The following is a 24,353-nucleotide window of genomic DNA, read 5'->3' as shown; positions in this document are numbered from 1 at the left end:
CTCGGGAAGGCACTGAGCTGCCAAGAGGCCCGACTGAGGTGCGGCGGCCGATGAAAGTTTCGGTCAGAGGAGAGCGAGCACGCGCTCAGCCTGCCAGGCGAGGGCGCCCGGCGGGTTACGCGAGGAGGCGGGGCCGCCGGGGCCGAGGACGAGGAGCCAGCCGAGGGCCAGCAGCCGCCGGAACTCCCGCACCCGGGCGGCCTCGTCCGGCCCCAGCTCCAGGTGTCGCAGGAGCAGGTCGCGGTCGAGGCGGCCGTCGATGTGCGAGATGTGCTCGCTCACCTCGGCCAGCTCGAACGCCCGGTCGGCCCGGCCCGAGTCCTCCCAGTCGACCAGGCGCACCCGGGCGGCGGCGGAGTCCCAGAGGTAGTTGGCGAGGTTGCCGTCGGCCAGGCCGAGCACGGGTGGGGCGGCGTGGGCGCGCAGCCGGTCGAGGGTCTGCCGGGCCAGCCAGGACGTCCCCTCGGTGAAGGCTCGCCGCACGTCCGGGTCGTCGCCGAGATCCGGCCTCTTGCCGGCCCAGGCCCGTACGTGCGCCAGCGCCGAGGCCGGGTTCCACGCGGCCTCCGCGAGCCCGCCGCCGACGGGAACGCGCCGATGCAGGCGCGTCAGCGCGGCGGCCATCGCGGCGACCACCTCGGGCCCGGCGTCCAGGCCGCGCACCGGGACACCGGGCAGGCGGCTCATCACCACGGTCGGTGGCGCGCCGTCGAGGTCGGCGGTGACGGGTGCGGGCGCGAGGCCGGGGGCGTGCTCGGCGAGCAGCTTGAGCGCGGCCCACTCACACCGGGGCTCCTGCCTGTCCCAGGAGCGATACCGCTTGACGACGGTCTCTTCGCGCAGCTCGACCTCATGCGTGAAGGACTGCGAGGCCGTCACGCGCCTTCGGCCAGTTGCGCGAGCGTGCCGGTGAGGCCCTCCCAGGCCGATTCCGCGTCCGGTGTACGCCCATGCGGCGCCCGGAACCACTCCACGAACTCCGCCACGTCATCGAGGGCCCACCGCAGCCGATAGAGCGCCAGAGTGTCGCGGTCGGGCCGGCGGCCGGTCGCGTCCGCGTACCGGGCCAGGTCGGTGTCGTCCCTGGCCACCAGCCACAGGTCCCGCTCCGGCGCCGCCATCCCGACCGTGTCCCAGTCCACCAGCAGCCGCCGCTCCCCGCCGGCCCGCAGCAGGTTGCCGGGGTGCGGCTCGCCATGCGTCACCACCGGCTCCCGCGGCTTGTCCGCCAGCCGGTCGAACTCCTCCAGCCTGCGCCGCACCACCCCGGCCCGATCGGCGAGCAGCTCCTGGGCGGGCGCCGAGTAGGGTCCGCCCAGCCAGGGCAGCGAGGTGTCGCGCAGGGCCTGCTCAAGGGCGGCGCGCAGGGACAGCTCCAGCGGCCGGTCGGGGGTCGAGAGCGGGGGAGGGGTCGCGTGCAGCTCGGCGAGCAGGTCGATGACGAGGGCTCGCTCGGTGGCGGGAAGTTCGTCGCCGAAGTCGCCGGGGGTCCCCTCCTCGTACGGGAACACGCTCATGGCGTACTGGTGCCGGTCGAGGCGGCGCAGCGTGGCACCGTCGGAGGCGCGCAGCGGGGCGACGACGAACCCGAGCCCGGCGTCCACACGCAACGTCGCGGCCGTCTCCATGGCCAGCCCGAGCCCGTCGAAGGTCTGCCGGCGCACATCCGCCACGGTCACGAACCAGCGCCGCCCGCCCCGCTCGCCCGCGACCCAGTGGAAGTCCCCGAACCCGACCGGCGCGTAGTCCAGCGTGCCGGCCTCGATCCCCCACTCGCTCAGCGCGGGCCGCAGCAGTCCTTCGTCGAAGTCGTCGGGTCGATCTCGCATAACGAGCCAAACTATCGGCCCATCGGGGTCAACGCAGCCGGTTGAGCAGCTCCATGGCGGTGAGCACGTCGCTCACCACGTGGTCGGCCCCGGCGGGTTCCGGTGCCCGGCCGCGGTCGATCCAGATCGTCCGCAGCCCCGCGCCGAGCCCGCCCCCGACGTCCGCCACCGGGTCGTCCCCGACCATCCACCCGCCGTCGCGCAGGGACCTCCCGCAGCGCGCGGCGCCGATCTCGAACAGGCGGATGTCCGGCTTCCGCACACCCTCCGCCTCCGAGATCGCCCACCCGTCCACCCGCGCGGCCAGCCCGCTGCGCCGGATCTTGCCCGCCTGGTTGTCGGCCATCCCGTTCGTCACGATCCCCACCGTCCAACCGGCCGCCCTTAGCCGGTCCAGGCCCTCCAGCACCTCGGCCGGGCACCGGACCAGGTGCGGCAGCCGCTCCCGGAAGGCCCGCCACAACTCCTCCGCGGGCTCGGCCAGCCCGAACCGCTCGCGAACGAGGGCGAAGAAGGTCCCCATCGGCACCGACCCGTCCGCGTCCGCCGCCACCAGCCACGGCACCGCCTCCTGGCCCAGCCCGCGCTCGGCGGCGAACTCGGCCGCCCACCGCTCGAACGCCCCCAGCCGGTCGATCAGCGTGTTGTCCAGGTCGAAGAGGGCCAGCATCAGGCGTCCCGCGAGGCGATGAGCTCGTCGGTGGCCTCGCCGTAGGCCGCCGAGGCGCGCTCGAAGTAGTCGCGCAGCGTGGCCAGCTCCTCGGCCGAGTAGCCCTGGAACACCGCGCCCAGGCGCGACCGCGTGCCCTTCAGCACCTTGTCGAGCCCCGCCGGCTCGGCGACCGACTCCACCATGACCTTGCGCCGGTCCGCGGGGTCGGGCGCGCGCCGTACGTACCCCGCCTGCTCCAGCCGGTCGATGAGCCGCGTGGTGGCGCCGGTGGTCAGCCCCGTGCGCACGGCCAGCTCGCCGGAGGTGAGCGGGCCGGACAGGTCGAGCAGGTTGAGCGCGTAGTAGTCGGTGGCGTTGAGCCCGGCGGCCTCGGCGGTGGCCAGGCTGTTGAGGACCATCGTGCTCAGATAGCGCCGGAACAGCGCGCTCAGATCTGTTGACACCCCAACTCCTCTTCCCTAATCTAATATCTGCAAGCAAGCAGATAAATGCTCAATGCAGAAGCTGCGCTGAGAAAGCTACCAGAAGGAGCAGCCATGATCACCATCGATGCCGAGCAGGAGATCCGCGCACTGTTCGCCGACCTCGAAGACGCCTGGAACAGGGGCGACGGCGACGCCTACGGCGCCTGCTTCACCGAGGACGCCGGCTACACCACGTTCGTCGGCACCGTCTACCGCGGCCGCGCCGACCTCATCTCGGGCCACCGGGCGCTGTTCGGCAGCGTGCTCAAGGGCACCAGGATGTTCAACGAGGTCACCGGGATCCACTTCTACGGCCCGGGCGTGGCCGTGGTCACCGGCAGGGGCGAGGTGTCCAGGAAGCGGCCGGGCAGGCTCGCCAAGGTGCAGACCTACACCCTCGTCCGCGAGGCCGGCGGCCGCTGGCGCATCGCCTCTTTCCACAACACCAAGCGCAGGCCGCTCCTGGAGGCCATGTCCTTCAGGTTCGTCCCGGACAGCGCCCCGCGCCCATGAAAGAGGCGCGGGCAGGGCCCGCGCCTCGGACGATCGGCCGGTCAGCGCAGTTCGCGCTTGAGGATCTTGCCCGTGGCCGTCATGGGCAGGGCGTCGCGGAACTCGATGATCCGGGGGTACTTGTAGGCGGCCATGTTCTCGCGGCCCCAGGCGATCAGCTCGTCCTCCGCGATCGTGGATCCGGGGGTGCGGATGATGTAGGCCTTGATCTCCTCGCCGTGCGACTCGTGCTTGATGCCCACGACGGCGGCCAGTGAGACGGCCTCGTGGGTCATGAGGACCTCTTCGAGCTCGCGCGGGTAGACGTTGAAGCCGCCCCGGATGATCATGTCCTTGGACCGGTCGACGATCGCGTAGAAGCCGTCGGCGTCGCGGGTCGCGATGTCGCCGGTACGGAACCAGCCGTCGTTCATGACCTCAGCCGTCGCCTCCGCGCGACCGTAGTAGCCCTTCATGATGTTGTGGCCGCGGATGGCGATCTCGCCGGGGCCTTCGCCCTCGATGGTCTTCCAGTCGCTGTCCACCAGCTTCATCTCTACGCCCCAGATCGGGGTGCCGACCGTGCCGGGCTTGGTGGGCCGGCCGGGCTGGTTGAAGCTGGCCACCGGGGCGGTCTCCGACAGGCCGTACCCCTCCAGGATGCCGATGCCGAAGGTGCGCTCGAAGTCCTTGAGCACCTCCACCGGCGACGACGCGCCGCCCGCGACCGCGACGCGCAGTGAGCGGGGCACCTCGGCGCCCTCGGCGTGGATCTTCGCGAGCATGGCCCAGTACATGGTGGGCACCCCGGCGAAAACCGTCACGCTCTCCTTCGCCATGAGCGCCAGGGCCTCGCCCGGCTCGAAGCGCGGCATCAGCACGACGGTGGCGCCGCGGAGGAAGCCGAGGTTCAGGACGGTGGTCTGGCCGAAGGAGTGGAAGAGCGGCAGCACGGCCAGGTAGGTGTCCCCGCCCTCTGTCCGGGGGAACATCTTGTCGCTGACCATGGCGTTCATCAGCATGTTCTGGTGGCTGAGCTCGGCGCCCTTGGGCTGGCCCGTGGTGCCGGAGGTGTAGAGGATCACGGCGGTGTCGTCGGGCGCCGTCTGCACGGTCTCGAACTCGGCCGCCATCCCGCCGAGCGCGGCCCAGATCGACTCCCCGTGCACCGACTCCGTGGCCAGCGCGGTCGCGGGCAGCACGAAGAAGTGCTCGCAGTCAGGAGCCGCCTCGAAGCCCGCCTTGCCGCGCTCGCCCAGCGGCAGTTCGGGGGTTCCCTCGAAGCAGAACAGCGCCTTGGTGTCGCTGTCGTCGAGGTGGTAGGCGATCTCGCGCGACTGCAGCAGCACGTTGAGCGGCACCACCGTCGCCCCGGCCTTGAGGATGCCGTAGTAGACGAACGGGAAGTACGGCAGGTTGGGACAGGCGAGCGCGACCTTGTCGCCCTTGCCGATCCCGCGCGCCACCAGGAGGTTCGCGACCTGGTTGGCCACGGTGTCGATCATGGAGTATGGCAGCCGCATGTCGCCGAAGACGATCGCGGTGCCATCGGGGTTGTTCCTGGCGCTGTCCTCCAGGACGATCGACAGGTTGAGCATGACGCCTTCCTCCCTCTAGAACGGCTTCGATGCCATCCTGCAGGACCGTCCATACCGACTGGTAGGTAACTGAGGTCACAAGTGGATATGGACGTGCCCGCCCACGTCGAGTAAGCAAGTAGCAAGTTACTCAGGGCCCGTGGAGGAAGCCATGGAATACGACTATGTGATCGTCGGGGCAGGCTCCGCGGGGTGTGTCCTGGCCAACCGGCTGTCCGCCGACCCCGGCGTGTCGGTGGCGCTGGTCGAGGCGGGCGGCAAGGACGACAAGCTTGAGATCCGCATGCCCGCGGGCTTCGCCAAGCTCTTCAAGACCGACTACGACTGGAACTACACCACGGCCAAACAGGGCGAGATGTCCGGCCGCGAGCTCTACTGGCCGAGGGGCCGCGTGCTCGGCGGCTCGTCCTCGCTCAACGCCCAGATGTGGGTGCGCGGCTGCCAGCAGGACTACGACCAGTGGGGGATTCCCGGGTGGGCGTACGACAACGTCCTGCCGTACTTCCTCAGAGCCGAGCGCCGCGTCGGCAGCAACCACGGCGGCGTGTACGGCACCTCCGGCCCTCTCTACATCTCCGAGCTGCGCAGCCCCAACGTCACCACCGCCGCCTTCCTCAAGGCGTGCGGGGAGCTCGGCCTCACCCGGCTCGGCGAGCTGAACGGCCGATCCAACGAGGGCTACTGCCCCACCCCCGTCACCCAGAACAGGGGCAGGAGGTGGAGCTCCGCCGACGCCTACCTGCGCCCGGCGCTCTCGCGGCCCAACCTCGACGTGATCACCGGCGCCACGGTGGACCGGGTGGTGTTCGACGGCAGGCGGGCGACGGGCATCGAGCACAGCGGCGGCGCCCAGGTCAGGGCGCGGATCGAGGTCGTGCTGGCCGCGGGCTCGATCGGCTCGCCGTACCTGCTCATGCGCTCGGGCGTGGGCGCGGCCGACGAGTTGCGCGACGCGGGGGTCCCGATCGTGCACGATCTGCCCGAGGTGGGCAAGAACCTGCAGGACCACCTCTCCTCCGGCGTGTTCGTCGAGTGCAAGCAGCCGGTGACGCTGACCAAGGCCGAGTCGATCGTCAACCTGCTGCGCTACATCGTCCTGCGCTCCGGCATGCTCACCACGAACGTGGGCGAGGCCGTCGCGTTCATCAGGACCTCGGCCGAGGAGCCGGCGCCCGACGTCGAGCTGGTCTTCGCGCCGGGCCCGTTCATCGACCACGGCCTCACCCCGCCGACCGGCCACGGGCTCACCGTCGGGGTCGTGCTGCTGCAGCCGGAGAGCCGCGGCAAGGTCGGGCTGAGCGGCAGGGACGTCGTGATCGACCCCGGCTACCTGAGCGCGGAGGCCGACGTCAAGCGGATGGTCGCGGGGCTGAAGACGGCCAAGCAGGTGTTCGCGACCACCGCGATGAAGGCCTACGCGGGCGGGCCGATGGCGCCCTACTGGGCGCCGGAGAGCGACGACGAGCTGGCCCAGTGGGTACGCGAGCGCGGCGAGACCCTCTACCACCCGGTCGGCACCTGCCGGATGGGCACCGACGACGCCTCCGTGGTGGACCCGGCCCTGCGCGTGCGCGGCGTCGAGGGGCTCAGGGTCGTCGACGTGTCCGTCATGCCGACCCTGAACCGCGGCCACACGCACGCCCCCGCCATCATGATCGGCGAGAAGGGGGCCGACCTGATCAGGGAGAACAAGACTTGACGTAAGTGGTCACTTGCGTAGGCTCGTCTGTATGACGCTGCCCGCGGACCTCGACCTGTCGCAGATCCCGTTCTGGGGACGGCCGCAGGCCGAGCGCATGGAGGCCTTCCGCAAGCTGCGCGAGCTGGACCGGCCGGCGTTCGTGCCGGAGCGGGCTGTGCCGTTCGTCGGCGGCGGGCCCGGCTACTACGCCCTGGTGCGCCACGCCGACGTCACCGAGGCCAGCAGGAACGCGGCCGTGTTCAGCAGCGAGCCGTGCTCCAACAGCATCCCCGACATGCCGCGCTGGCTGAGCGTGTACTTCGGCTCGATGATCAACATGGACGACCCGAAGCACGCGAGGCTGCGCCGGATCGTCTCGCGCGCGTTCACGCCGCGCATCCTGGCGAAGATGGAGGAGGATCTGGCGCGGGCCGCCGCGGAGATCGTCGACCGGGCGATCGAGGAGGGCCCGGGCGACTTCGTCGCGCAGGTGGCCGCCAAGCTCCCCGTACGGGTCATCTGCGACATGATGGGCATTCCCGCGAAATTTCATGACATGGTGTTGCGGCGGACCAACGTCGTCCTCGGCAACGCCGACACCGAGTACACCGGCATCTCCCCGGACTTCAGCCGCCTCAACGTCGCCCGCGGCCTGGCCAAGCTGCTGCACGCCGGCTTCTCGCTCAACCGCCTGGCCGCCCGCCTGGGCGACGAGCGGCGCCAACGGCCCACGGGCGACCTGGTCAGCCTGCTGGTCAACGGCGAGGAACGGCTCACCTCGCAGGAGCTGGGCTCGTTCTTCATCCTGCTGGTGGTGGCGGGCAGCGAGACCACCAGGAACGCGGTCGCCCACGGGCTCAAGCTCTTCACCGACCACCCCGGCCAGCGCGAGTTGCTGCTGGCGGACTTCGACGGGCGCATCGTCGGGGCCTGCGACGAGATCGTCCGCTACGCCACGCCGGTCATCCAGTTCCGCCGTACGCTGACGCGGGACCACGAGATGAACGGCACCGCCTACCGGAAGGGCGACAAGGTGCTGCTCTTCTACAACTCGGCCAACCGCGACGAGGCGGTGTTCGCGGAGCCGGAGGCGTTCGACATCACCCGCGACCCCAACCCGCACGTCGGCTTCGGCGGTCCGGGCCCGCACTACTGCCTGGGCGCCCACCTGGCGCGAAGGGAGATGACCGTGATGTTCCGCGAGTTGTTCACCCGTCTGCCGGGCATAAGGGCGGTGGGGGAGCCGGACTTCCTGCTGTCCAACTTCATCAACGGCGTCAAACACGTGCGGTACACGTTCTGAGGCGCTCCCGGGTCGGCGTGCTAGGTTTCGCAGTCATGGAGATCAGGACCATCTACGCCAATGGGGTGGAGTTCGCGTATCTGACGTTGGGGGAGGGGCCGCTGGCCCTCTGCCTGCACGGCTTCCCCGACACCGCGCACACCTGGCGGCACCTGATGCCCGCGCTGGCCGAGCGCGGCTACCGAGCGGTCGCGCCCTTCATGCGCGGCTACGCGCCCACCGAGGTCCCCGCCGACGGCGCGTACGAGGATGCGGCGTTGGTCGCCGACGTGCGCGCCCTGCACGAGGAGCTGGGCGGGGGCGAGGACGCCGTCATCATCGGGCATGACTGGGGAGCCTTCCCCGCCTACGCCACGGCCGGCCGCTTCCGGCGGGCCGTGACGCTCGCGGTGCCGCCGCCGGGCGCGATGGCGGGCGCGTTCTTCGGGTACGAGCAGATCAAGCGCTCGTTCTACGTCTTCCTCTTCCAGACGGCGGTAGCCGAGGCCGCCGCCGCGAGCCCCGGCTTCATCGAGGGCCTCTGGCGGGACTGGTCGCCGGGGTACGACGCGAGCGAGGACCTGGAATTCGTCCGGCGCAGCATCGGCGACCCCGCCAACCTGAGCGCGGCCATCGGCTACTACCGCGCCGCGCTCGGCACCACGCCGCCCTCCGGCCGCTACCCTCCCGCCGAGCCGTCGGCGGCGGGCCCCGTCCTGTACCTGCACGGCCTCGACGACGGCTGCATGGGCGCCGACGTGGCCAAGGACGCGCTCGCCCACCTGCCGGAGGGCTCGCGGGCCGAGCAGGTGGCCGGGGCCGGGCACTTCCTGCACCTGGAACGGCCGGCCGAGGTCAACCGGCTGATCCTGGACTGGCTCGGCCCGGCCACCTGATCATCTGGGGCTGAGGACCGTGATCACCGGGTGTTGCCCCATCAGGCTCACCTGGACCGCCTCCTCCACCGCGAACCCGCGGGGAATCCCGTCGTGGACCAGCGCCACGGCCAGCCCGTCCGGCGCCAGCACCCGCCGGACCTCCCGCCACAACGGCCCGAGGTCCCGGGTCAGCGACCCCCGTGGCGGCACCTGGCGCCCCCACGGCGGATTCACCAGCACCCGATCCACGCTGCCGCCGGCCATCGGGATCCGCCCGGCGTCCGCCACGGCCCACGCGAACGGCTTCCCGGCGTCCGTGGCGGCGTTGGCGGTGGCGGCGGCGAGCGCGGCCGGGTCGTGGTCGAAGCCGGCCAGCCGCACCCCAGGCGCTCCTGCCAGGGCCCCGGCCTCGATCAGCGTCGTGCCCGCCCCGCAACACGGGTCGAGCACCGTCCGCGCCTCGCCCAGCCGCGCGAGCTGCGCCATGGCGGCGGCCACGGGGGGATGCAGCGTGCCCCGGATCGAGGCCGTCTTGTACGCCCGGCGATGCAACGGCCGATCCGCCACCCGCACCGCGATGACGGCCTGGTCGCCCTCGATCGTGACCCGCCACGACCGCGCCGCGCGCGGCGGCCGCCCGCCCTCCCGCCTGGAGTGGTACGGCACCCGCAACGGCCGCGCCAGCTCGGCCCCCACCGCGTCCTCGATCTCGAACCTGGTGTAGTTGCGCCGCCCCACGAACGAGGCCGACACCTCCACCCCGAGACCGGAGGGCGTCAGCCGCCCCACGTCCAGCTCGCGTGCCGCCCTGGCCAGCCGCCGCAGCGCGGAGCGGCCGTGGCCGATCCCGTCCACCACGGCGGCGGCCAGCAGCACGTCGTCCGCGGTGCGCAGGCTCAGCAGATCGGCCTGCGACGGCGCCTCGAACCACACCTCGCGATGGCGCAGCCCACGCACCACACCGAGCCCTGAACGTCGAATTTCCATGGCCACCAGGGGCTCGATGCCACTTACGGCCCTGGCCACGGCAAAACTATGCAACTGTCCTTCTCCCACGTCGCGACCCGGGACGGCGGTTGCTCAGCCGTCCCGCATCGCCGGCGGTGGGTCATCCACAACCCGCCGGCGGGTCGCTAACGTCGGAAGAAGAACTTCATGTGCTCACCCTAGCAGCGGGAACCACGGGATTTCGGCCGCATTTGTACGCCGCACATCCCCGCCCATTGACGTAAGTGGCCACTTTTCCAATGATTGCCTCATGAGTGTCCTGGACTTCGACCTGTCGGATCCCGACTTCTGGGCCAAGCCCATGACCGAGCGCGAGGACGCGTTCGAGCGGCTGCGCCGGCGTGAGACCCCCGCCTTCTTCGAGGAGATGGAGATCTCGTACGCGCCCAAGGGCCCGGGCTACTACGCGCTCGTCAAGCACGCCGACATCCTCGAGGCCAGCCGCAACCCCGAGGTCTTCTGCTCCGGCGACGGCGGCGCGACCAACATTCCGGACATGCCCGCCGAGTTCACCGAGTATTTCGGCTCCATGATCAACATGGACGACCCCCGCCACGCCAGGCTGCGCAGAATCGTCTCCCGTGCCTTCACCCCCAAGATGATCAAACAGTTCGAGGCGGACGTCGAGACGGCGGCCGTCGACATCGTGGACGACCTGCTGGCCAAGGGCTCCGGCTGCGACTTCGTCACCGAGGTCGCCGCCCGCCTGCCCCTGAAGATCATCTGCGACATGATGGGCATCCCCGAGCGCGACTACCAGTACGTCTTCGACCGCTCCAACGTCATCCTCGGCGGCTTCGACCCCGAATACACCGGCGGCGACCTCGACCAGCTCGCCGAGCGCCTGCTCAACGCCGGCATGGAGCTGCAGCAACTCGTCCAGGACCTGGCCGCCCACCGCGCCGACAACCCCACGAACGACCTGACCTCGTCCCTGGTCAACGCCAACATCGACGGCGAGCGGCTGACGATGCAGGAACTCGGCTCGTTCTTCATCCTGCTCGTCGTGGCCGGCAACGAGACCACCAGGAACGCCATCTCGTACGGGCTGCGCCTGCTCACCAAGAACCCCGATCAGCGCGCGCTCTGGCTGGAGGACATCGACGGCCACGCCCCCGGGGCCGTGGAGGAGATCGTCCGGCTCGCCTCCCCGGTGAACTTCATGCGCCGCAAGGTCACCAGGGACTTCGAGATGAACGGGCAGCTCTATCGCGCGGGGCAGAAGGCCGTCCTGTACTACTGGGCGGCGAACAGGGACGAGGCCGTGTTCACCGACCCGCTGCGCCTGGACATCACCCGCCACCCCAACCCGCACGTCGGCTACGGCGGCCCCGGCCCGCACTTCTGCCTCGGCGCCCATCTGGCCAGGCGGGAGATCACGGTGATGTTCCGCGAGTTGTTGCGCCGGGTGCCGGGCATCGAGGGCGGCAAGCCGGATCGCCTGCACTCCAGCTTCATCAACGGCATCAAGCACATGGAGTGCAGCTTCTGACCTCGTACCCCCGCCGTACTACGGCGGGGGTCCCTCAGGGGCGGGTCAGCCTATCCTGATCTGGTTCATCACCGTGCGGACGTCGGGGAGGAGTTGCTTGCTCTCCGACGGGATCGACATGTAGATGATCGCCGGGACGTTCGCGCCGGTGTTGACGGCGATCGTCACGATCGTCGCCTTCTCCGTCTCCGAGGTCAGCGAGTACGCGATCAGCCGCCCCGTCTGGTCGCCCACCTTGATCGCCTGCTGGGCGATCTTGCGCACCTTGTTGTCGGCGGGGAAGTAGTTCCTGCGGGCGTTCAGGACCACCTGCTTGATGGTCGGCTCCAGGTTGTCCTGCTCGTAGTACGAGGACAACTTCGGCGACAGCGGGCCCGACATGATCTCGGCGTACCGCTCCGGCGCCACCTGGACGTACTGGCGGGTGTCGAAGCCCCACGTGGCCTTGACCGTGGCGCGCTGGTCGAGCCGCCAGGTGCCGCCCAGACGCGGGACCGAGATCCGCGCCCCGGCGTCGGGAACGCGGCCGATGACGGCGGCCGCCTTGCCCGGGTACTTCGGCAGCGGGCCGATGGTGGTCGAGGTCTTGGTGGCCGACGGCTTCTCCGCGGGCGGGGCCGTGCTCTCGCTGGACGCACTGGCGCTCGTCGGGTCCTCCCCGCCGGCCAGCGGACCCCACAGGAACGCCCACAGCAGCGCGACGACCAGCGCGACCACCACGGAGCCGCCGAGCGCGTAGATCCAGATGGGCCTGCCCGCGTCCTCGTCCAGGTCGTCCTGGTCGCCCATGGTGTGGTAGTCGTCGCCGAAGACGGTGTTCCAGAGCTCCTGCTGGCGCTCGGGCGGCGGTGTGCGGGAGCCGCTGATCTGCCCGGCCGTCACGAACCGGTTCTCCGGGTCGGAGGGGTCGCGGCTCAGGTTGGAGCCGCGACGGCCGGCCTGCTCCTCGGCGGGGGGCGGCGCGCCGACGTGGGCGGAGTCCGCGGGGGCGGAGGGGACGGCGCGATCGTTCAGGACGTTCTCGGTGTGCTGGCCGTAGGTGACCGTACGTTCGTCGGCCGGATGAGCCTGCTGCGGCGGCGGCGGAGGCGGGAGGTCCTGGGGCGGGGCGCTCTGGTTGGAGTACATCATCGTGCGCTCCGCCGCCGTGTCTCCCGGCGGCCACGGGGCCGGGCTGGCCAGGTTGGACCAGGCGTCGGGGGACGGGGTGGGCGGCTGCTCCCAGGCCGGGACCGGATCGGCCGGCCGCCCCGGCGCCGGGCTGCCCTTCGAGGACACGTCAGGCCAGGAGGTGGGAGCGGCGGTGCTCTGCGGCGGTGGGGGCGCGTCCGGCCACGAGGTCGGCACGCCCTGTGGGGAGCTGTCGGACCAGGTGGCCGGTACGTCGCGCGGCCCGGACTCCGGCCACGACATCGGCACGTCGGCGCGCGAGGCGCCCTGGCCCAGGGGGTCGTGGCGCGGGATGTCGTGCCGGCCGGTGTCCTGGCCGAGGGGGTCGTGACGGGAGATGTCCTGGCCGAGAGGATCGTGCCGGCCGGTGTCATGGCGGGGAGCGTCCTGGCGTGCGGAGTCCGGCCAGCCGGCGTCCTGACGGGTCGGCTCCGGCCAGGAGGCTCCCGGTGCGGGCGCGCCCGACCACGGGGCCGGGCCGCCGAGGGGGTCCTGGCGGGCGGGCGGAGGTCCGCCGAGAGGGTCAGAGCCGGGCAGGTCGGGCCAGGAGGCGTCCTTGCGCGGCGGTTCCGGCCAGGACGGCTCGGGATGGGCCGCTCCAGGGGTCTCCGGCCAGGCGGTGGGGACCTCGGCCGAGGGGGAGTCCTGCCAGGACGGCGCCGCGTCGCGGCGGGGTGCCTCTGGCCAGGACGATGGCAGGTGTGGTCCGGAATTCTCCGTTGCCATTGCTGCCGGCCCTCCCGAGGTTGTGTCCGGATGTCCCGTTATATCCGGATTTGACGTCTCACGCATGATCTCATGGGATTTTCCAGGAGACGCAGGTGGTTCCGCAGCGAAACGAGCGAAGCCATGAGGATCAGTGGGCGGATCCTGCAGCGGCAGGTCACCCTCTGGTCGATCTGGCTCAGCTGGGTACACCACGGTGACAAGGCTATTCTTCTGGGACGAATGGGTCACAACGGATACATCACCATCAGGTCTCGCCGGACCCGAAGGATCCATTGTGCCCATGGACCCTGATCGAGTATCTGCATTCAGCCGAAGAGGTGCGCTACGCTTGACAGCGTGCGTTCCGCGACCCTGCTTCTTAGCGGGCCGCGACGGCCCTGAGAAGATCTCGCCGTTGCAGCTCCACCCCTCGTTGTGTGCACGAGGGGTTTTCTTATGGGTCCGAGTCAAGCCAGAAGGACACTAGCCGTGAGTGAGTACGACCCGCAGGCGCTGCAGGCCAAGTGGCAGCAGCGATGGGAGGAGCAGGAAACCTATCGGGCGAGCGAGGACGCCGCGGACCCCCGCGAGCGCCGCTACATGCTCGACATGTTCCCCTACCCGTCCGGCGACCTGCACATGGGCCACGCCGAGGTGTTCGCCATCGGCGACGTCGTCGCGCGCTACTGGATGCAGCGGGGCTACAACGTCCTGCACCCCATCGGCTGGGACTCCTTCGGCCTGCCCGCCGAGAACGCCGCGATCAAGCGCAACGCCCACCCCGCGGAGTGGACCTACGCCAACATCGAGACGCAGGCCAACTCGTTCCGCCGCTACGGCATCGCCTTCGACTGGTCGCGCCGACTGCACACCAGCGACCCCGACTACTACCGCTGGAACCAGTGGCTGTTCATCCGCTTCTTCGAGCGCGGCCTGGCCTATCGCAAGGGCGGCCTGGTCAACTGGTGCCCCAATGACCAGACGGTGCTGGCCAACGAGCAGGTCGTGGCGGGCAAGTGCGAGCGCTGCGGCGCCGACGTCATCCGCCGCGAGCTGACGCAGTGGTACTTCAAGATCACTGACTACGCGCAGCGCCTGCTGGACGACATGCGGCAGCTGGACGGCTGGCCCGAGCGGCTGCTGACCATGCAGCGCAACTGGATCGGCCGCTCCGAGGGCGCCGACGTGCTGTTCGAGATCGAGGGCCGCGAGGAGCCGGTCCACGTCTACACCACGCGGCCCGACACGCTGTTCGGGGCCACGTTCTTCGTGGTCGCCGTCGACGCCGCGCTGGCCGGGGAGATCGTCACCGACGAGCAGCGCCCGGCGTTCGAGGCCTACCGCGCCGAGACCGCCAAGCTGAGCGACATCGAGCGGCTGGCCACCGACAAGGAGAAGAGCGGCGTCTTCCTGGGCCGCCACGCGATCAACCCGGTCAACGGCGAGCGCATCCCGGTCTGGGCGGCCGACTACGTGCTGTCCGACTACGGCCACGGCGCCATCATGGCCGTGCCCGCCCACGACCAGCGCGACCTGGACTTCGCCCGCAAGTTCGACCTGCCGGTGAAGGTGGTCGTGCACACCGGCCTGGCCGACCCGGGCGAGACCGGCGAGGCGACGCCCGGCGAGGGCACGCTGGTCAACTCGGGGCCGCTGGACGGGCTGAGCAAGGTCGAGGCCATCGCCAAGATCATCGAGGTCCTGGAGGTCGACGGCAGGGGCACGGGCGCGGTCAACTTCCGGCTGCGCGACTGGCTGCTGTCCCGCCAGCGTTACTGGGGCACGCCGATCCCGATCATCCACTGCCCCGACTGCGGCGAGGTCCCCGTACCCGACGAGCAGCTGCCCGTCACGCTGCCCGACCTGCGTGGCGAGGCGCTGGCGCCCAAGGGGGTCTCCCCGCTGGCCAGCGCCGAGGAGTGGGTCAACGTCGAGTGCCCCAAGTGCTCCGGGCCGGCCAAGCGCGACACCGACACGATGGACACCTTCGTCGACTCGTCGTGGTATTTCCTGCGCTACTGCTCGCCGGGCTACAACGACGGCCCGTTCGACGTCGAGCAGGTGCGCAAGTGGGGCCCGATCGACCAGTACGTCGGCGGCATCGAGCACGCGGTCCTGCACCTGCTGTACTCCCGCTTCTTCACCAAGGTCCTGCACGACATGGGCATGGTCGACTTCACCGAGCCGTTCCTGCGCATGCTGAACCAGGGCCAGGTGATCAACGAGGGCAAGGCCATGTCGAAGACCCTGGGCAACGGCGTGGACCTGGGCCGGCAGATCGACGACTTCGGGGTCGACGCCGTCCGCCTGACCATGGTGTTCGCCGGGCCGCCCGAGGACGACATCGACTGGGCGGACGTCTCGCCCGCCGCCTCGCAGAAATACCTGGCCCGCGCGCTGCGCGTGATGTCGGAGGTGACCAGCGAGCCGGGCGTGCCGTTCGAGGGCGGTGACGTCGAGCTGCGCAAGGTCACCCATCACACCATCGACGAGGCCACCAAGCTGGTGGAGTCCCAGCGGTTCAACGTGGCGGTGGCGCGCATGATGGAGCTGACCTCCGCCGCGCGCAAGGCCATCGACTCCGGCCCCGGCCCCGCCGACCCGGCGGTGCGCGAGGCCGCCGAGACGCTGGCGGTCCTGCTGTCGCTGGTGGCCCCCTACACCGCCGAGGAGGGCTGGGAGCGGCTGGGCCGCACCGGGTCCGTCTCGTTCGCCGGATGGCCGGTGGCCGACCCGGCGCTGCTGGTGCAGGAGTCGGTCACCTGCGTGGTGCAGGTCGCGGGCAAGGTGCGCGACCGCCTGGAGGTCCCGCCCGGCATCGGCGAGGACGACCTGCGGGTGCTGGCGCTGGCCTCGGAGAAGGTCGCCCCCTACTTGCAGGGCATGCCGCGCAAGGTGATCGTGCGGGCGCCCAAGCTGGTCAACATCGTCCCCTAGTCAGAGCGCGCGCAGGGCCGGCAGCAGCTCCTTCTCCGCCCAGTCGAAGAACGGCTGCTGCTGGTCGTGCCCGATCTGGACGAGCGCCACGTGGGTGTACCCGGCGTCGGCGTACTTCCTGACGCCCGCCACGACGGCGTCCACGTCGTTGCCGCACGGCACGCTCCTGGCCACGTCGTCCGGGCGCACCGTGCCCGCGGCGGCGGCGAAGTTCACCGGGCCAGGCAGCTCGGCCATGACCTTCCAGCCGCCCACGCTCGCCCAGCGCCACAACGTGTGCGCGCGCTGCTTGGCGGCCTCGGGGTCGGTGTCGTAGGAGAGGGCGAGCTGCCCGTAGACCGGCCTGCCCTGCCCGCCGGCGGCGTTGAACTGCTGCACCACCTCCGGCATCGCGTCGTTGATGACCAGCACGTCGCCGTATTCGGCGGCCAGTTCGGCCGACTGCCCGCCCGAGGCGGCGATGCCGATGGGGACGGGCCGCTCCGGCAGGTCGTACAACTTGGCCGAGTCCACGTCGTAGAACTGGCCCTGGTGGGTGACGTACTCGCCGCTGAAAAGCTTCTTGATGATCTGTACGGCCTCGGCGAACATCTGGTGCCTGGTGTCCACGGGTGGCCAGCCCTCGCCGATGACGTGCTCGTTGAGGTTCTCGCCCGCGCCGAGACCCAAGGTGAACCTGCCTTCGCTGAGCACACCCATCGTGGCGGCCTTCTGCGCTACCACGGCCGGGTGGTAACGCATGATGGGGCAGGTCACGTACGTCATGAGCGGCAGTCGTTCGGTGACCTGGGCCGCGGCGCCGAGCACCGACCAGCAGTAGGGCGAATGCCCCATCTCCTCCACCCACGGGAAATAGTGGTCGGAGATGACGGCGTAGTCGAAGCCGATCCGCTCGGCCGTGGCGGCGTAGTCGACCAGCTCGCGGGCCGGGGTCTGCTCGGACATCAAGGTGTAGCCGATTTGTACCATGCGTCGGGGCTACCCGACTTTGTCCACGCTAGCTGCCAAGGATCGAAGATCAATGATGGCCGCGGGCACGTAGTTCCTCGATCGCCAGGCCGGTTCGTCACGGAGTCGGGCGTTCAACACCTTCCCCGTGCATATCATCACATCCCGGACTTTGCCTGTTCTGGGGCGCCGGGCGTCCGCTGGCGGAAGAATTCGTGGGCTGCACTTGGCCTCGCGCATTAGTGTGCAGCTGTGACAACTGGCGCATACCTGAGATACCCACATCTGCACGGTGACCTGGTCACCTTCGTCGCCGACGACGATGTCTGGCTCGCTCCGCTGGGGGGAGGAAGGGCCTGGCGGTTCACCGCCGATCGGGTACCTGTCGCGTACCCGATGTTCTCCCCCGACGGCACGCGCATCGCGTGGACCGGCAGCAGGGAGGGCGCGCCCGAGGTGTTCGCGGCCGGGATCGACGGCCCCGAGGGCGAGCGGCTGACCCACTGGGGCAGCGGCACGACCAGGGCGCGCGGATGGACCGCCGACGGTGACGTGCTCGCCGTCAGCGCGGCCGGGCAGGGCTCGGACAACCGGCGCTGGGCGTACGCGGTGCCGCTCGACGGAGGGCCGGCCACACGGCTGCCGTACGGGTGGGTCAGCGAGGCGGCCGTCAGCGGCGAGAAGGTCGTCACCGTCTCGTCGATGTGGCGCGAGCCCTCGCAGTGGAAGCGCTACCGGGGTGGCACGGCGGGCAAGATCTGGGTGGACGCCGAGGGGGACGGGGAGTTCACCCGGCTGTTCGCCGACAGCGCGGCGCAGTACTGGTCGGTGAGCTGGGTCGGGGACCGGATCGTGTTCCTGGCCGACATCGACGGCGCCGGCAACCTTTACTCCGCCCTGCCCGACGGGTCCGACCTGCGCAAGCACAGCGCGCACGAGGAGTTCTACGCCAGGCACGCCGCCAGTGACGGGGAGCGGGTGGTCTACAGCCACGCGGGAGACCTGTGGCTGCTGGAGAGCCTGGAGGCGGAGCCGTACCGGCTGGACGTGCGTCTCGGCGGGCCGCGGCCCGGGCGGACCAGGCGGCCGGCGCCGCTGCGGGCAGGGGCGTTCGCGCCGGACGCCACCGGGCGGGCCAGCGCGGTCGAGATCCGCGGCACCGCGCACTGGGTGACCCACCGCGACGGGCCCGCGGGCGCGCTGCGGGAGGAGCCAGGCGTCCGCGTACGGCTGCCGCAGGTGCTCGACGCCAACGGCAAGGCCGTGTGGGTGTCCGACGCCGACGGGGAGGACGGGCTGGAGATCGGCACCCCAGGCGGCGAGGTCAGGACGCTGGCCACCGGCCAGTTGGGGCGCGTGCTGGAACTGACCGCCGCGCCCGACGGCAAACACGTGGCCGCCGCCACCCACGACGGGCGGCTGCTGGTCATCGACCTCCAGAGCGAGAACATCCGCGAGCTCGACCGGACCGACCAGGGGGACGTGAGCGGGCTGGCGTTCTCGCCCGACTCCGGCTGGCTGGCCTGGGAATACCCGCACCACCGGCGGCTGACGCAGATCAAGATGGGACGGGTGGACGGCACCTCGGTCATCGAGGTCACGCCGCCGCGCTTCGTGGACTACGATCCCGCCTTCACCGTGGACGGCAAACATCTGGCGTTCCTGTCGGTGCGGACGTTCGACCCCGTGTACGACGTGCACGTCTTCGACCTGTCCTTCCCCAACGGGTGCAAGCCGTACATCGTGCCCCTGCAAGCCACCACACCCTCACCGTTCGACCCCTCGCTCCAGGGGCGCGGGTTCAACGGCGAGGAGGACAAGGCCGCCAAGGAGGACAAGAAGGACGACGCGCCGCCGCGCACCGAGGTCGACCCCGAGGGCATGGCCGCGCGCGTGGTGCCCGTGCCGGTGCCCGCGGGCCGCTACGGCAACCTGCGTACCGCCAAGGACGCCCTGCTCTGGCTGCGCTACCCGCTCGCCGGGCAACTCGGCGACGGCACCGAGCAGAGCTCCGAGACCGTGCTCGAACGCTACGACCTCAAGAAGCGCGCCAAGGCCGAACTGGGCAAGGAGGTGCGGGCGTTCGAGGTCAGCGGCGACGGCTCCAGGATCGTTACCAACGGCAAGAACGGCCTGCAGACCCGCGCCGCGAGCGAGGGCGACGAGGTCGTCACCATCGACCTCTACCGCATCACCGTGCACGTCGACCCGGTCGCCGAATGGCGGCAGGGCTTCCGCGAGGCCGGCCGTCTCATGCGCGACCACTTCTGGCGCGAGGACATGAACGGCGTGGACTGGCAGGGCGTGCTCGACCGCTACGAGCCACTGGTCGCGCGCATCGGCGCCTACTCCGAGCTGATCGACCTGCTCTGGGAGACGCAGGGCGAGCTCGGCACCTCGCACGCCTACGCCGTGCCCAACGGCTCCGGCGGCGACCCCCGCCGCCGTCAGGGCCTGCTCGGCGCCGACCTCACCCGCGACGGCGACGGGGTGTGGCGCGTCGAGCGCATCCTGCCCGGCGAGTCCTCCGACCACTCCGCCCGCTCGCCGCTGCTCGCCCCCGGCGTCGCGGTCCGCCCCGGCGACGCGATCCTCGCCGTCGGCGGACGCCCGGTCGATCCGGTACGCGGCCCGCTGCCCCTCCTGGCCGGCACCGCCAACCAGCCCATCGAGCTGACCGTGCGGCACTCCTCCGGCGGGGACGTTCGCCGGGTCGTGGTCAGCCCGATCGCCGACGAGACGCAACTGCGCTACCACGACTGGGTGGAGGGCCGCCGGGCCTACGTCAGGGAGGCGTCGGGCGGACGGCTCGGCTACCTGCACGTGCCCGACATGGTGGCCTCCGGGTGGGCGCAGTTCCACCGGGACCTGCGTACCGAGATGGGCTACGACGGGCTGGTCGTGGACGTGCGGGAGAACGGCGGCGGGCACCTGTCGGAGCTGGTGCTGGAGAAGTTGTCCCGCAAGGTCACCGGGTGGGCGCGGGCCCGCTGGTACCAGCCGTCGCGCTACCCCGACGACTCGCCCCGCGGGCCCGTGGTGACCGTGACGGACGAGTTCGCGGGCTCCGACGGTGACATCGTGAGCGCGGGGATCAAGAACCGCGGGATCGGGCCGCTGGTGGGGACGCGGACGTGGGGCGGGGTGATCGGGATCGACTCCCGGTACTCGCTCGTGGACGGGACCCGGGTCACGCAGCCCCGGTTCTCCTTCTGGCTCGACGGGCCCGGGTGGGGGGTGGAGAACTACGGTGTCGACCCGGACATCGAGGTGGTGATCACGCCGCAGGATCGGGTGGCGGGGCGGGATCCGCAGATCGACAAGGCGATCGAGCTCGCGCTCGCCGCCCTCGACGAGCACCCCGCCGCCACCCCGCCCGACCTGCCACCCCTCTAGCCCCTGCCCCTCCGGCCTGGCGCCCCGGCCCACCCCCCACCGGCCAGAGAACCCTCCGTCCTCGGGACACCCGCCTCGGGATGCCCGCCTCGGGATGCCCGCCTCGGGACTCCGCCTCCGCTGGGACGTTCCGCTCTGCGGTGATGGCTTCTCACCGTGGTGGCGGCTCGTTTCGCGGGGTCGCCTGTCTCCGCGGGGACCGTCCTTCGCGGGGGCTCTCCCTCAGGGACCTCAGCCGAAGTGCGGTCGGGAAGCGTCGGGGGGTCAGGTGGGGTGGGTTTGGGTCAGGCGGTCGAGGATCTCGGTGAGGATGGCCTCGGTGGTGGCGAAGTTGAGCCGTACGTGGTGCTCGCCACCGGGACCGAAGTGCGCCCCGTCGTTCAGCCGGACCCTGGCCTCGCGCTCGAACACCTCCGCCATCCCCGGCCGCCCCACCTCCAGCCAGGCCAGGTACGTCGCCTCCGGAACCCGGTAACGGACCCAGGCGGGCAGGCGGGCGGCGATCGTGTGCCGGTGGCGGTCGAGCATGGCCACGGTCTCGGCCAGCCAGGCGTCACCGTGCCGCCAGGCCGCCACCGTGGCCTCGACGCCGAACACGTTCGCGGAGCCGTACACGAAGGGGGGTTGTGCCTCCAGGGCCTTGCGGGCGCCCTCGTGGCCGAAGTGGGCGACCGAGCAGCGGATGCCGCCCAGGTTGAACGCCTTCGTCGCCGACGTGAGCGTGACCGTGCGTTCGGGGAGGATCGTGGCGAACGGGATGTGCCGGTGCGGCTCGTACACCAGGTCGGCGTGGATCTCGTCGGCGATGACCAGGAGGTCGTGGCGTTCGGCGTGCTCGGCCAGCTCGGTCAGCTCTGCGCGGGTGAAGACGCGGCCGGTCGGGTTGTGCGGGTTGACCAGCAGCAACACCCGGCAGCCAGACAGGTCGGGCACCTCGAAGCGCCAGGTGTCGCCGTCCGGTTCGAGCTGGATGGGGCGGAGGGGGCGCTCCATGACGTCCAGCGTCGTCAGGAACGGGTGATAGGCGGGGGTGTGCACGGCCACCCCGTCACCCGGTCTGGTCCAGATCTGGAGGAGCACCTGGAGCGCCTGGTTGAGGTCGTTGAACGAGCGCACCAGGGCGGGGTCGGGGCGCCAGCCGTACCTGCCGGACATGCGCTCGGCGAACGCCTCGGCCAGCGGGCCGGCGTTCGGGTCCAGCAGCCAGGCGGGGTAGCCGAGGTCGCCGGCGGCGCGGCGGCGCAGGGCTTCGGTGATCTCGGGTGCGGTGGGCAGGTCCATGTCGGCGACCCAGGCGGGGATCACTCCGGGTTCGACTGCTGCCCACTTGAGCCCATCATGTAGGGATTTAAGATCTAAAGGGGGATATGCGTCGTTCACTCGGCCATTCTAGGATTGTTGAATATGAAGAGGCGGTGGCGCGGATTGTGGCAGGCTGGGCGGCCATGACGCCCCATCCGAAGATCGACGCGATTGTCGAGACGTACCTCTCCTTGGCCGACGCGGAGGCCCCCGGACTGGTGGAGGGGCTCTACCTGGAGGGTTCCGCGGCGCTGGGCGACTACCGTCCCGGCACGAGCGACGTCGACTTCGTGGCGGTGACCGCCAGGCCCCCGGCGGCCGGGGTGCTCGAACGTATCCACACCAAACTCGGCGCCCACCCCTTCGAGGGCGTCTACCTCACCTGGGACGACCTCGGCCGCGACCCCGCCGAGTTGGGCGAGCGCCCCCATGCGCGCGCCGGGCGGCTCAACCGGCACGGCGCGGTCAACCCGGTCACCTGGCACACCCTCGCCCGCCACGGCCTGACCTGCCGCGGACCCAAACCGGAGGAGCTGGAGATCTGGAACGATCCCAGTGTCCTGGCCGCCTGGACCGATCGTAACCTCGACGGCTACTGGCGCCGTCTGGTCACCCGCGCCTCGAACCTGGCCTCCCCTTGGGGGCTGACGTGCCTGGGCGGCTACGGTGCGGTGTGGGTGGTCACCGGTGTCGCGCGGCTGCACTACACGCTGGCGACCGGCGAGATCACCTCCAAGACGGGGGCGGGGCGGCACGCGCTGGTGACCTTCCCCGAGCGCTGGCATCGCGTGGTGAACGAGGCGCTGCGGCTGCGCGAGGAGGACGCCGCCCTGCCGACGCTGGCGAGCGCCGTGTCGGGACTCGGCGACCACTTCGGTACGCCACGACGCTCGTTGTACGGCTCGCCGTTCGAGCGCAAGCGGGACGTGCTCGACTTCGCCGACCAGGCGATCACGGCGGGGCACGCCCTGCACGGCTGAATCGCTGCACGCAGGCTGCAAACGCGGCAACCGGGGATTGACGGGCCGTTCCTCGCCGGGGTACGAACGCTCTCACCGTTCCTCTTTCGGGCGCGGTGAACTGTTAACGCTAACACGCCGGAGGGTCGCTGGATGCGTACACGTTCGAGCGTTTCGAGGTTATGCGCGGCGCTGCTCATCGCCATCGCGGCCGCCCTGATGGCGCCCGCCACGGCCGCGCACGCCGCCGGCCCCGCGCCGCACTACCTGATGACGGCCTTCACCAACGCCAGTCAGTCCAACATGTACGTGTACGACTCGGCCAACGCCACCGCATTCACTCTCATCCGGGCCAACGCCTACACACCGCCGTCCGGGCTGATCCGCGACCCGAGCGTGATCCGGCACACCGACGGCTACTACTACCTCGTCTACACCACGAACTGGACCGGCGACACCATCGGCTTCGCCCGCAGCGCCGACGCCGTGACCTGGACGTTCCTCCGCAATGTGACCGTCGGGCTGAACGGGGCCACCGGCAGCACCTGGGCGCCGGAGTGGTTCAAGGACTCCGACGGCAGCGTCCACGTGATCTACTCCGCGTCCACGGCGGGAACGGCGGGACAGTTCAGGCCGTACCGGATCACCGCGACCAACAGCGCGCTGTCGGCCTGGAGCGCCCCCGCGGCCCTCGGGATCCCGGCGAACTACATCGACAGCTTCGTGGTCAAGGTCGGCTCGACCTACCACAACTTCCTCAAGAACGAGACGACCAAGTACATCGAGCACGCCACCGCCACCTCGCTCACCGGGCCGTGGACGTTCGCCGGCACCGGGAACTGGGCGGGCTGGGGGTCCGGGCTCGAAGGGCCGGCGCTGACGCGGCTGCCCGACGGCCGGTGGCGGCTCTACTTCGACAACTACACCGGCGGGCGCTACTACTACACCGACAGCTCCAACCTGTCGTCGTTCGGGGCCAAGGTCGAGTTGTCCGGTCTGTCCGGCACAGCCAGGCACTTCACCGTGCTGCGCGAGGACTCCGGCGACACGACCGCGCTGCCCACCGGCAACCGGTCGCTGCGCTCGGCGAACTTCCCCGACCGGTACGTACGCCACCGCAGCGGTCTGGCCTACGTCGAACCTCTGTCGGCCTCCAGCCCGCTCGCCGACCGCCAGTCCGCCACGTTCACCGTCACCGCCGGCCTGGCCAACTCCGGCTGCTACTCCTTCCGCTCGGGCAACTCCTACCTGCGGCACTACAACCTGCGGCTGACCCTGCAGGCCGACGACGGCTCGGCGATCTTCAAGAGCGACGCCACGTTCTGCGGGCGGGCCGGGCTGGCGGGCGGGGGGACGATCTCGCTGGAGTCGTACAACCTGCCAGGGCGCTACCTGCGGCACTACAACTACGAGCTGCGGATGGACCTGCGGGAGTCGGGATCGGTGTTCGCCTCGGACGCCTCGTACACGGTCACCTCGCCGCTGGCGTGATCCAGAGGACGTTCTGAAGGCGTTCGGACCCCGCGCACCAGCCTC

At 70.7% G+C, this 24,353-nt stretch carries 18 protein-coding genes; 9 read left to right on the top strand and 9 right to left on the bottom strand.

What is annotated here, in order from left to right:
• Positions 1–63: 63 nt before the first annotated feature.
• Genes ACFPZ3_RS68225 through ACFPZ3_RS68210 form a run of 4 tightly spaced genes read right to left on the bottom strand, consistent with a single transcriptional unit; the run spans position 64 to position 2,945 of the window.
• The gene (locus tag ACFPZ3_RS68225) at positions 64–879 is read right to left on the bottom strand and encodes a phosphotransferase family protein (protein ID WP_379525005.1); all 816 of its coding nucleotides are present in this window, start codon (positions 877–879) and stop codon (positions 64–66) included.
• Complete coding sequence (locus ACFPZ3_RS68220) at positions 876–1,829, bottom strand: phosphotransferase (RefSeq protein WP_379525004.1); 954 nt, start codon at positions 1,827–1,829, stop codon at positions 876–878. Before ACFPZ3_RS68220 ends, ACFPZ3_RS68225 begins: the two co-directional genes overlap by 4 nt.
• Before the next feature lie 28 nt (positions 1,830–1,857).
• Positions 1,858–2,499 (bottom strand): HAD family hydrolase, encoded by a 642-nt coding sequence (locus ACFPZ3_RS68215; RefSeq protein WP_379525003.1) that lies wholly within the window; start codon positions 2,497–2,499, stop codon positions 1,858–1,860.
• Positions 2,499–2,945 (bottom strand): MarR family winged helix-turn-helix transcriptional regulator, encoded by a 447-nt coding sequence (locus ACFPZ3_RS68210; protein ID WP_379525002.1) that lies wholly within the window; start codon positions 2,943–2,945, stop codon positions 2,499–2,501. Before ACFPZ3_RS68210 ends, ACFPZ3_RS68215 begins: the two co-directional genes overlap by 1 nt.
• Positions 2,946–3,038: 93 nt before the next feature.
• On the opposite strand from ACFPZ3_RS68210, the gene ACFPZ3_RS68205 reads away from it, so the two are divergent.
• Positions 3,039–3,479, top strand: coding sequence for an SgcJ/EcaC family oxidoreductase (locus tag ACFPZ3_RS68205; protein ID WP_379525001.1), 441 nt, complete (start codon positions 3,039–3,041; stop codon positions 3,477–3,479).
• A gap of 41 nt (positions 3,480–3,520) precedes the next feature.
• On the opposite strand, the gene ACFPZ3_RS68200 is transcribed toward ACFPZ3_RS68205, so the two are convergent.
• Entirely contained in the window at positions 3,521–5,056 is a 1,536-nt protein-coding gene (locus ACFPZ3_RS68200; protein ID WP_379525000.1) for a long-chain-fatty-acid--CoA ligase, read from the bottom strand.
• A gap of 151 nt (positions 5,057–5,207) precedes the next feature.
• Here ACFPZ3_RS68200 and ACFPZ3_RS68195 point away from each other — a divergent pair, with 151 nt between their 5' ends.
• The 3 genes from ACFPZ3_RS68195 to ACFPZ3_RS68185 are packed head-to-tail and all read left to right on the top strand — an operon-like array spanning position 5,208 to position 8,915.
• Positions 5,208–6,755, top strand: a complete 1,548-nt coding sequence (locus ACFPZ3_RS68195; protein WP_379524999.1) for a GMC family oxidoreductase — start codon at positions 5,208–5,210, stop codon at positions 6,753–6,755.
• Between the two features lie 31 nt (positions 6,756–6,786).
• Positions 6,787–8,040, top strand: a complete 1,254-nt coding sequence (locus ACFPZ3_RS68190) for a cytochrome P450 (RefSeq protein ID WP_379524998.1) — start codon at positions 6,787–6,789, stop codon at positions 8,038–8,040.
• Between the two features lie 35 nt (positions 8,041–8,075).
• Complete coding sequence (locus tag ACFPZ3_RS68185) at positions 8,076–8,915, top strand: alpha/beta fold hydrolase (protein WP_379524997.1); 840 nt, start codon at positions 8,076–8,078, stop codon at positions 8,913–8,915.
• Here the strand turns inward: ACFPZ3_RS68185 and ACFPZ3_RS68180 are convergent, their stop codons facing one another.
• Positions 8,916–9,923: a methyltransferase domain-containing protein gene (locus tag ACFPZ3_RS68180; RefSeq protein ID WP_379524996.1), complete on the bottom strand. Its 1,008-nt coding sequence runs from the start codon at positions 9,921–9,923 to the stop codon at positions 8,916–8,918.
• Positions 9,924–10,155: 232 nt separating this feature from the next.
• Here ACFPZ3_RS68180 and ACFPZ3_RS68175 point away from each other — a divergent pair, with 232 nt between their 5' ends.
• Positions 10,156–11,397 (top strand): cytochrome P450, encoded by a 1,242-nt coding sequence (locus tag ACFPZ3_RS68175; RefSeq protein ID WP_379524995.1) that lies wholly within the window; start codon positions 10,156–10,158, stop codon positions 11,395–11,397.
• Between the two features lie 45 nt (positions 11,398–11,442).
• Here ACFPZ3_RS68175 and ACFPZ3_RS68170 read toward each other — a convergent pair whose 3' ends face one another.
• Entirely contained in the window at positions 11,443–13,293 is a 1,851-nt protein-coding gene (locus tag ACFPZ3_RS68170; protein WP_379524994.1) for a hypothetical protein, read from the bottom strand.
• A gap of 438 nt (positions 13,294–13,731) precedes the next feature.
• Between ACFPZ3_RS68170 and leuS the strand changes: the two genes are divergently transcribed.
• A complete protein-coding gene (gene leuS / locus ACFPZ3_RS68165; RefSeq protein WP_379524993.1) occupies positions 13,732–16,212 on the top strand; it encodes a leucine--tRNA ligase in 2,481 nt (826 codons plus the stop codon).
• Here the strand turns inward: leuS and ACFPZ3_RS68160 are convergent, their stop codons facing one another.
• On the bottom strand, positions 16,213–17,181 hold the full coding sequence (locus ACFPZ3_RS68160) for a TIGR03557 family F420-dependent LLM class oxidoreductase (protein ID WP_379524992.1): 969 nt from the start codon (positions 17,179–17,181) through the stop codon (positions 16,213–16,215).
• A gap of 231 nt (positions 17,182–17,412) precedes the next feature.
• Here ACFPZ3_RS68160 and ACFPZ3_RS68155 point away from each other — a divergent pair, with 231 nt between their 5' ends.
• Positions 17,413–20,556 (top strand): S41 family peptidase, encoded by a 3,144-nt coding sequence (locus tag ACFPZ3_RS68155; RefSeq protein ID WP_379524991.1) that lies wholly within the window; start codon positions 17,413–17,415, stop codon positions 20,554–20,556.
• Between the two features lie 264 nt (positions 20,557–20,820).
• On the opposite strand, the gene ACFPZ3_RS68150 is transcribed toward ACFPZ3_RS68155, so the two are convergent.
• A complete protein-coding gene (locus ACFPZ3_RS68150; RefSeq protein ID WP_379524990.1) occupies positions 20,821–21,861 on the bottom strand; it encodes a MalY/PatB family protein in 1,041 nt (346 codons plus the stop codon).
• A 140-nt stretch (positions 21,862–22,001) separates the two neighbouring features.
• On the opposite strand from ACFPZ3_RS68150, the gene ACFPZ3_RS68145 reads away from it, so the two are divergent.
• Positions 22,002–22,838: a nucleotidyltransferase domain-containing protein gene (locus ACFPZ3_RS68145; RefSeq protein WP_379524989.1), complete on the top strand. Its 837-nt coding sequence runs from the start codon at positions 22,002–22,004 to the stop codon at positions 22,836–22,838.
• A gap of 132 nt (positions 22,839–22,970) precedes the next feature.
• The gene (locus ACFPZ3_RS68140; protein WP_379524988.1) at positions 22,971–24,308 is read left to right on the top strand and encodes a glycoside hydrolase family 43 protein; all 1,338 of its coding nucleotides are present in this window, start codon (positions 22,971–22,973) and stop codon (positions 24,306–24,308) included.
• The last annotated feature ends 45 nt before the right edge of the window (positions 24,309–24,353 follow it).

The organism is Nonomuraea insulae, assembly GCF_042656245.1.
The sequence above is the reverse complement of the archived record's forward strand: the minus strand, read 5'-3'. Positions and strand labels throughout refer to the sequence as shown.

What these genes read in the sequence shown, in the direction of transcription:
- ACFPZ3_RS68195 (WP_379524999.1), top strand. Translation starts at nt 5,208, where the DNA reads ATGGAATACGACTATGTGATCGTCGGGGCAGGCTCCGCGGGGTGTGTC.
- ACFPZ3_RS68190 (WP_379524998.1), top strand. Translation starts at nt 6,787, where the DNA reads ATGACGCTGCCCGCGGACCTCGACCTGTCGCAGATCCCGTTCTGGGGA.
- ACFPZ3_RS68140 (WP_379524988.1), top strand. Translation starts at nt 22,971, where the DNA reads ATGCGTACACGTTCGAGCGTTTCGAGGTTATGCGCGGCGCTGCTCATC.
- leuS (WP_379524993.1), top strand. Translation starts at nt 13,732, where the DNA reads ATGGGTCCGAGTCAAGCCAGAAGGACACTAGCCGTGAGTGAGTACGAC.
- ACFPZ3_RS68175 (WP_379524995.1), top strand. Translation starts at nt 10,156, where the DNA reads ATGAGTGTCCTGGACTTCGACCTGTCGGATCCCGACTTCTGGGCCAAG.
- ACFPZ3_RS68170 (WP_379524994.1), bottom strand. Translation starts at nt 13,293, where the DNA reads ATGGCAACGGAGAATTCCGGACCACACCTGCCATCGTCCTGGCCAGAG.
- ACFPZ3_RS68200 (WP_379525000.1), bottom strand. Translation starts at nt 5,056, where the DNA reads ATGCTCAACCTGTCGATCGTCCTGGAGGACAGCGCCAGGAACAACCCC.
- ACFPZ3_RS68145 (WP_379524989.1), top strand. Translation starts at nt 22,002, where the DNA reads ATGACGCCCCATCCGAAGATCGACGCGATTGTCGAGACGTACCTCTCC.
- ACFPZ3_RS68220 (WP_379525004.1), bottom strand. Translation starts at nt 1,829, where the DNA reads ATGCGAGATCGACCCGACGACTTCGACGAAGGACTGCTGCGGCCCGCG.
- ACFPZ3_RS68205 (WP_379525001.1), top strand. Translation starts at nt 3,039, where the DNA reads ATGATCACCATCGATGCCGAGCAGGAGATCCGCGCACTGTTCGCCGAC.
- ACFPZ3_RS68185 (WP_379524997.1), top strand. Translation starts at nt 8,076, where the DNA reads ATGGAGATCAGGACCATCTACGCCAATGGGGTGGAGTTCGCGTATCTG.
- ACFPZ3_RS68215 (WP_379525003.1), bottom strand. Translation starts at nt 2,499, where the DNA reads ATGCTGGCCCTCTTCGACCTGGACAACACGCTGATCGACCGGCTGGGG.
- ACFPZ3_RS68160 (WP_379524992.1), bottom strand. Translation starts at nt 17,181, where the DNA reads ATGGTACAAATCGGCTACACCTTGATGTCCGAGCAGACCCCGGCCCGC.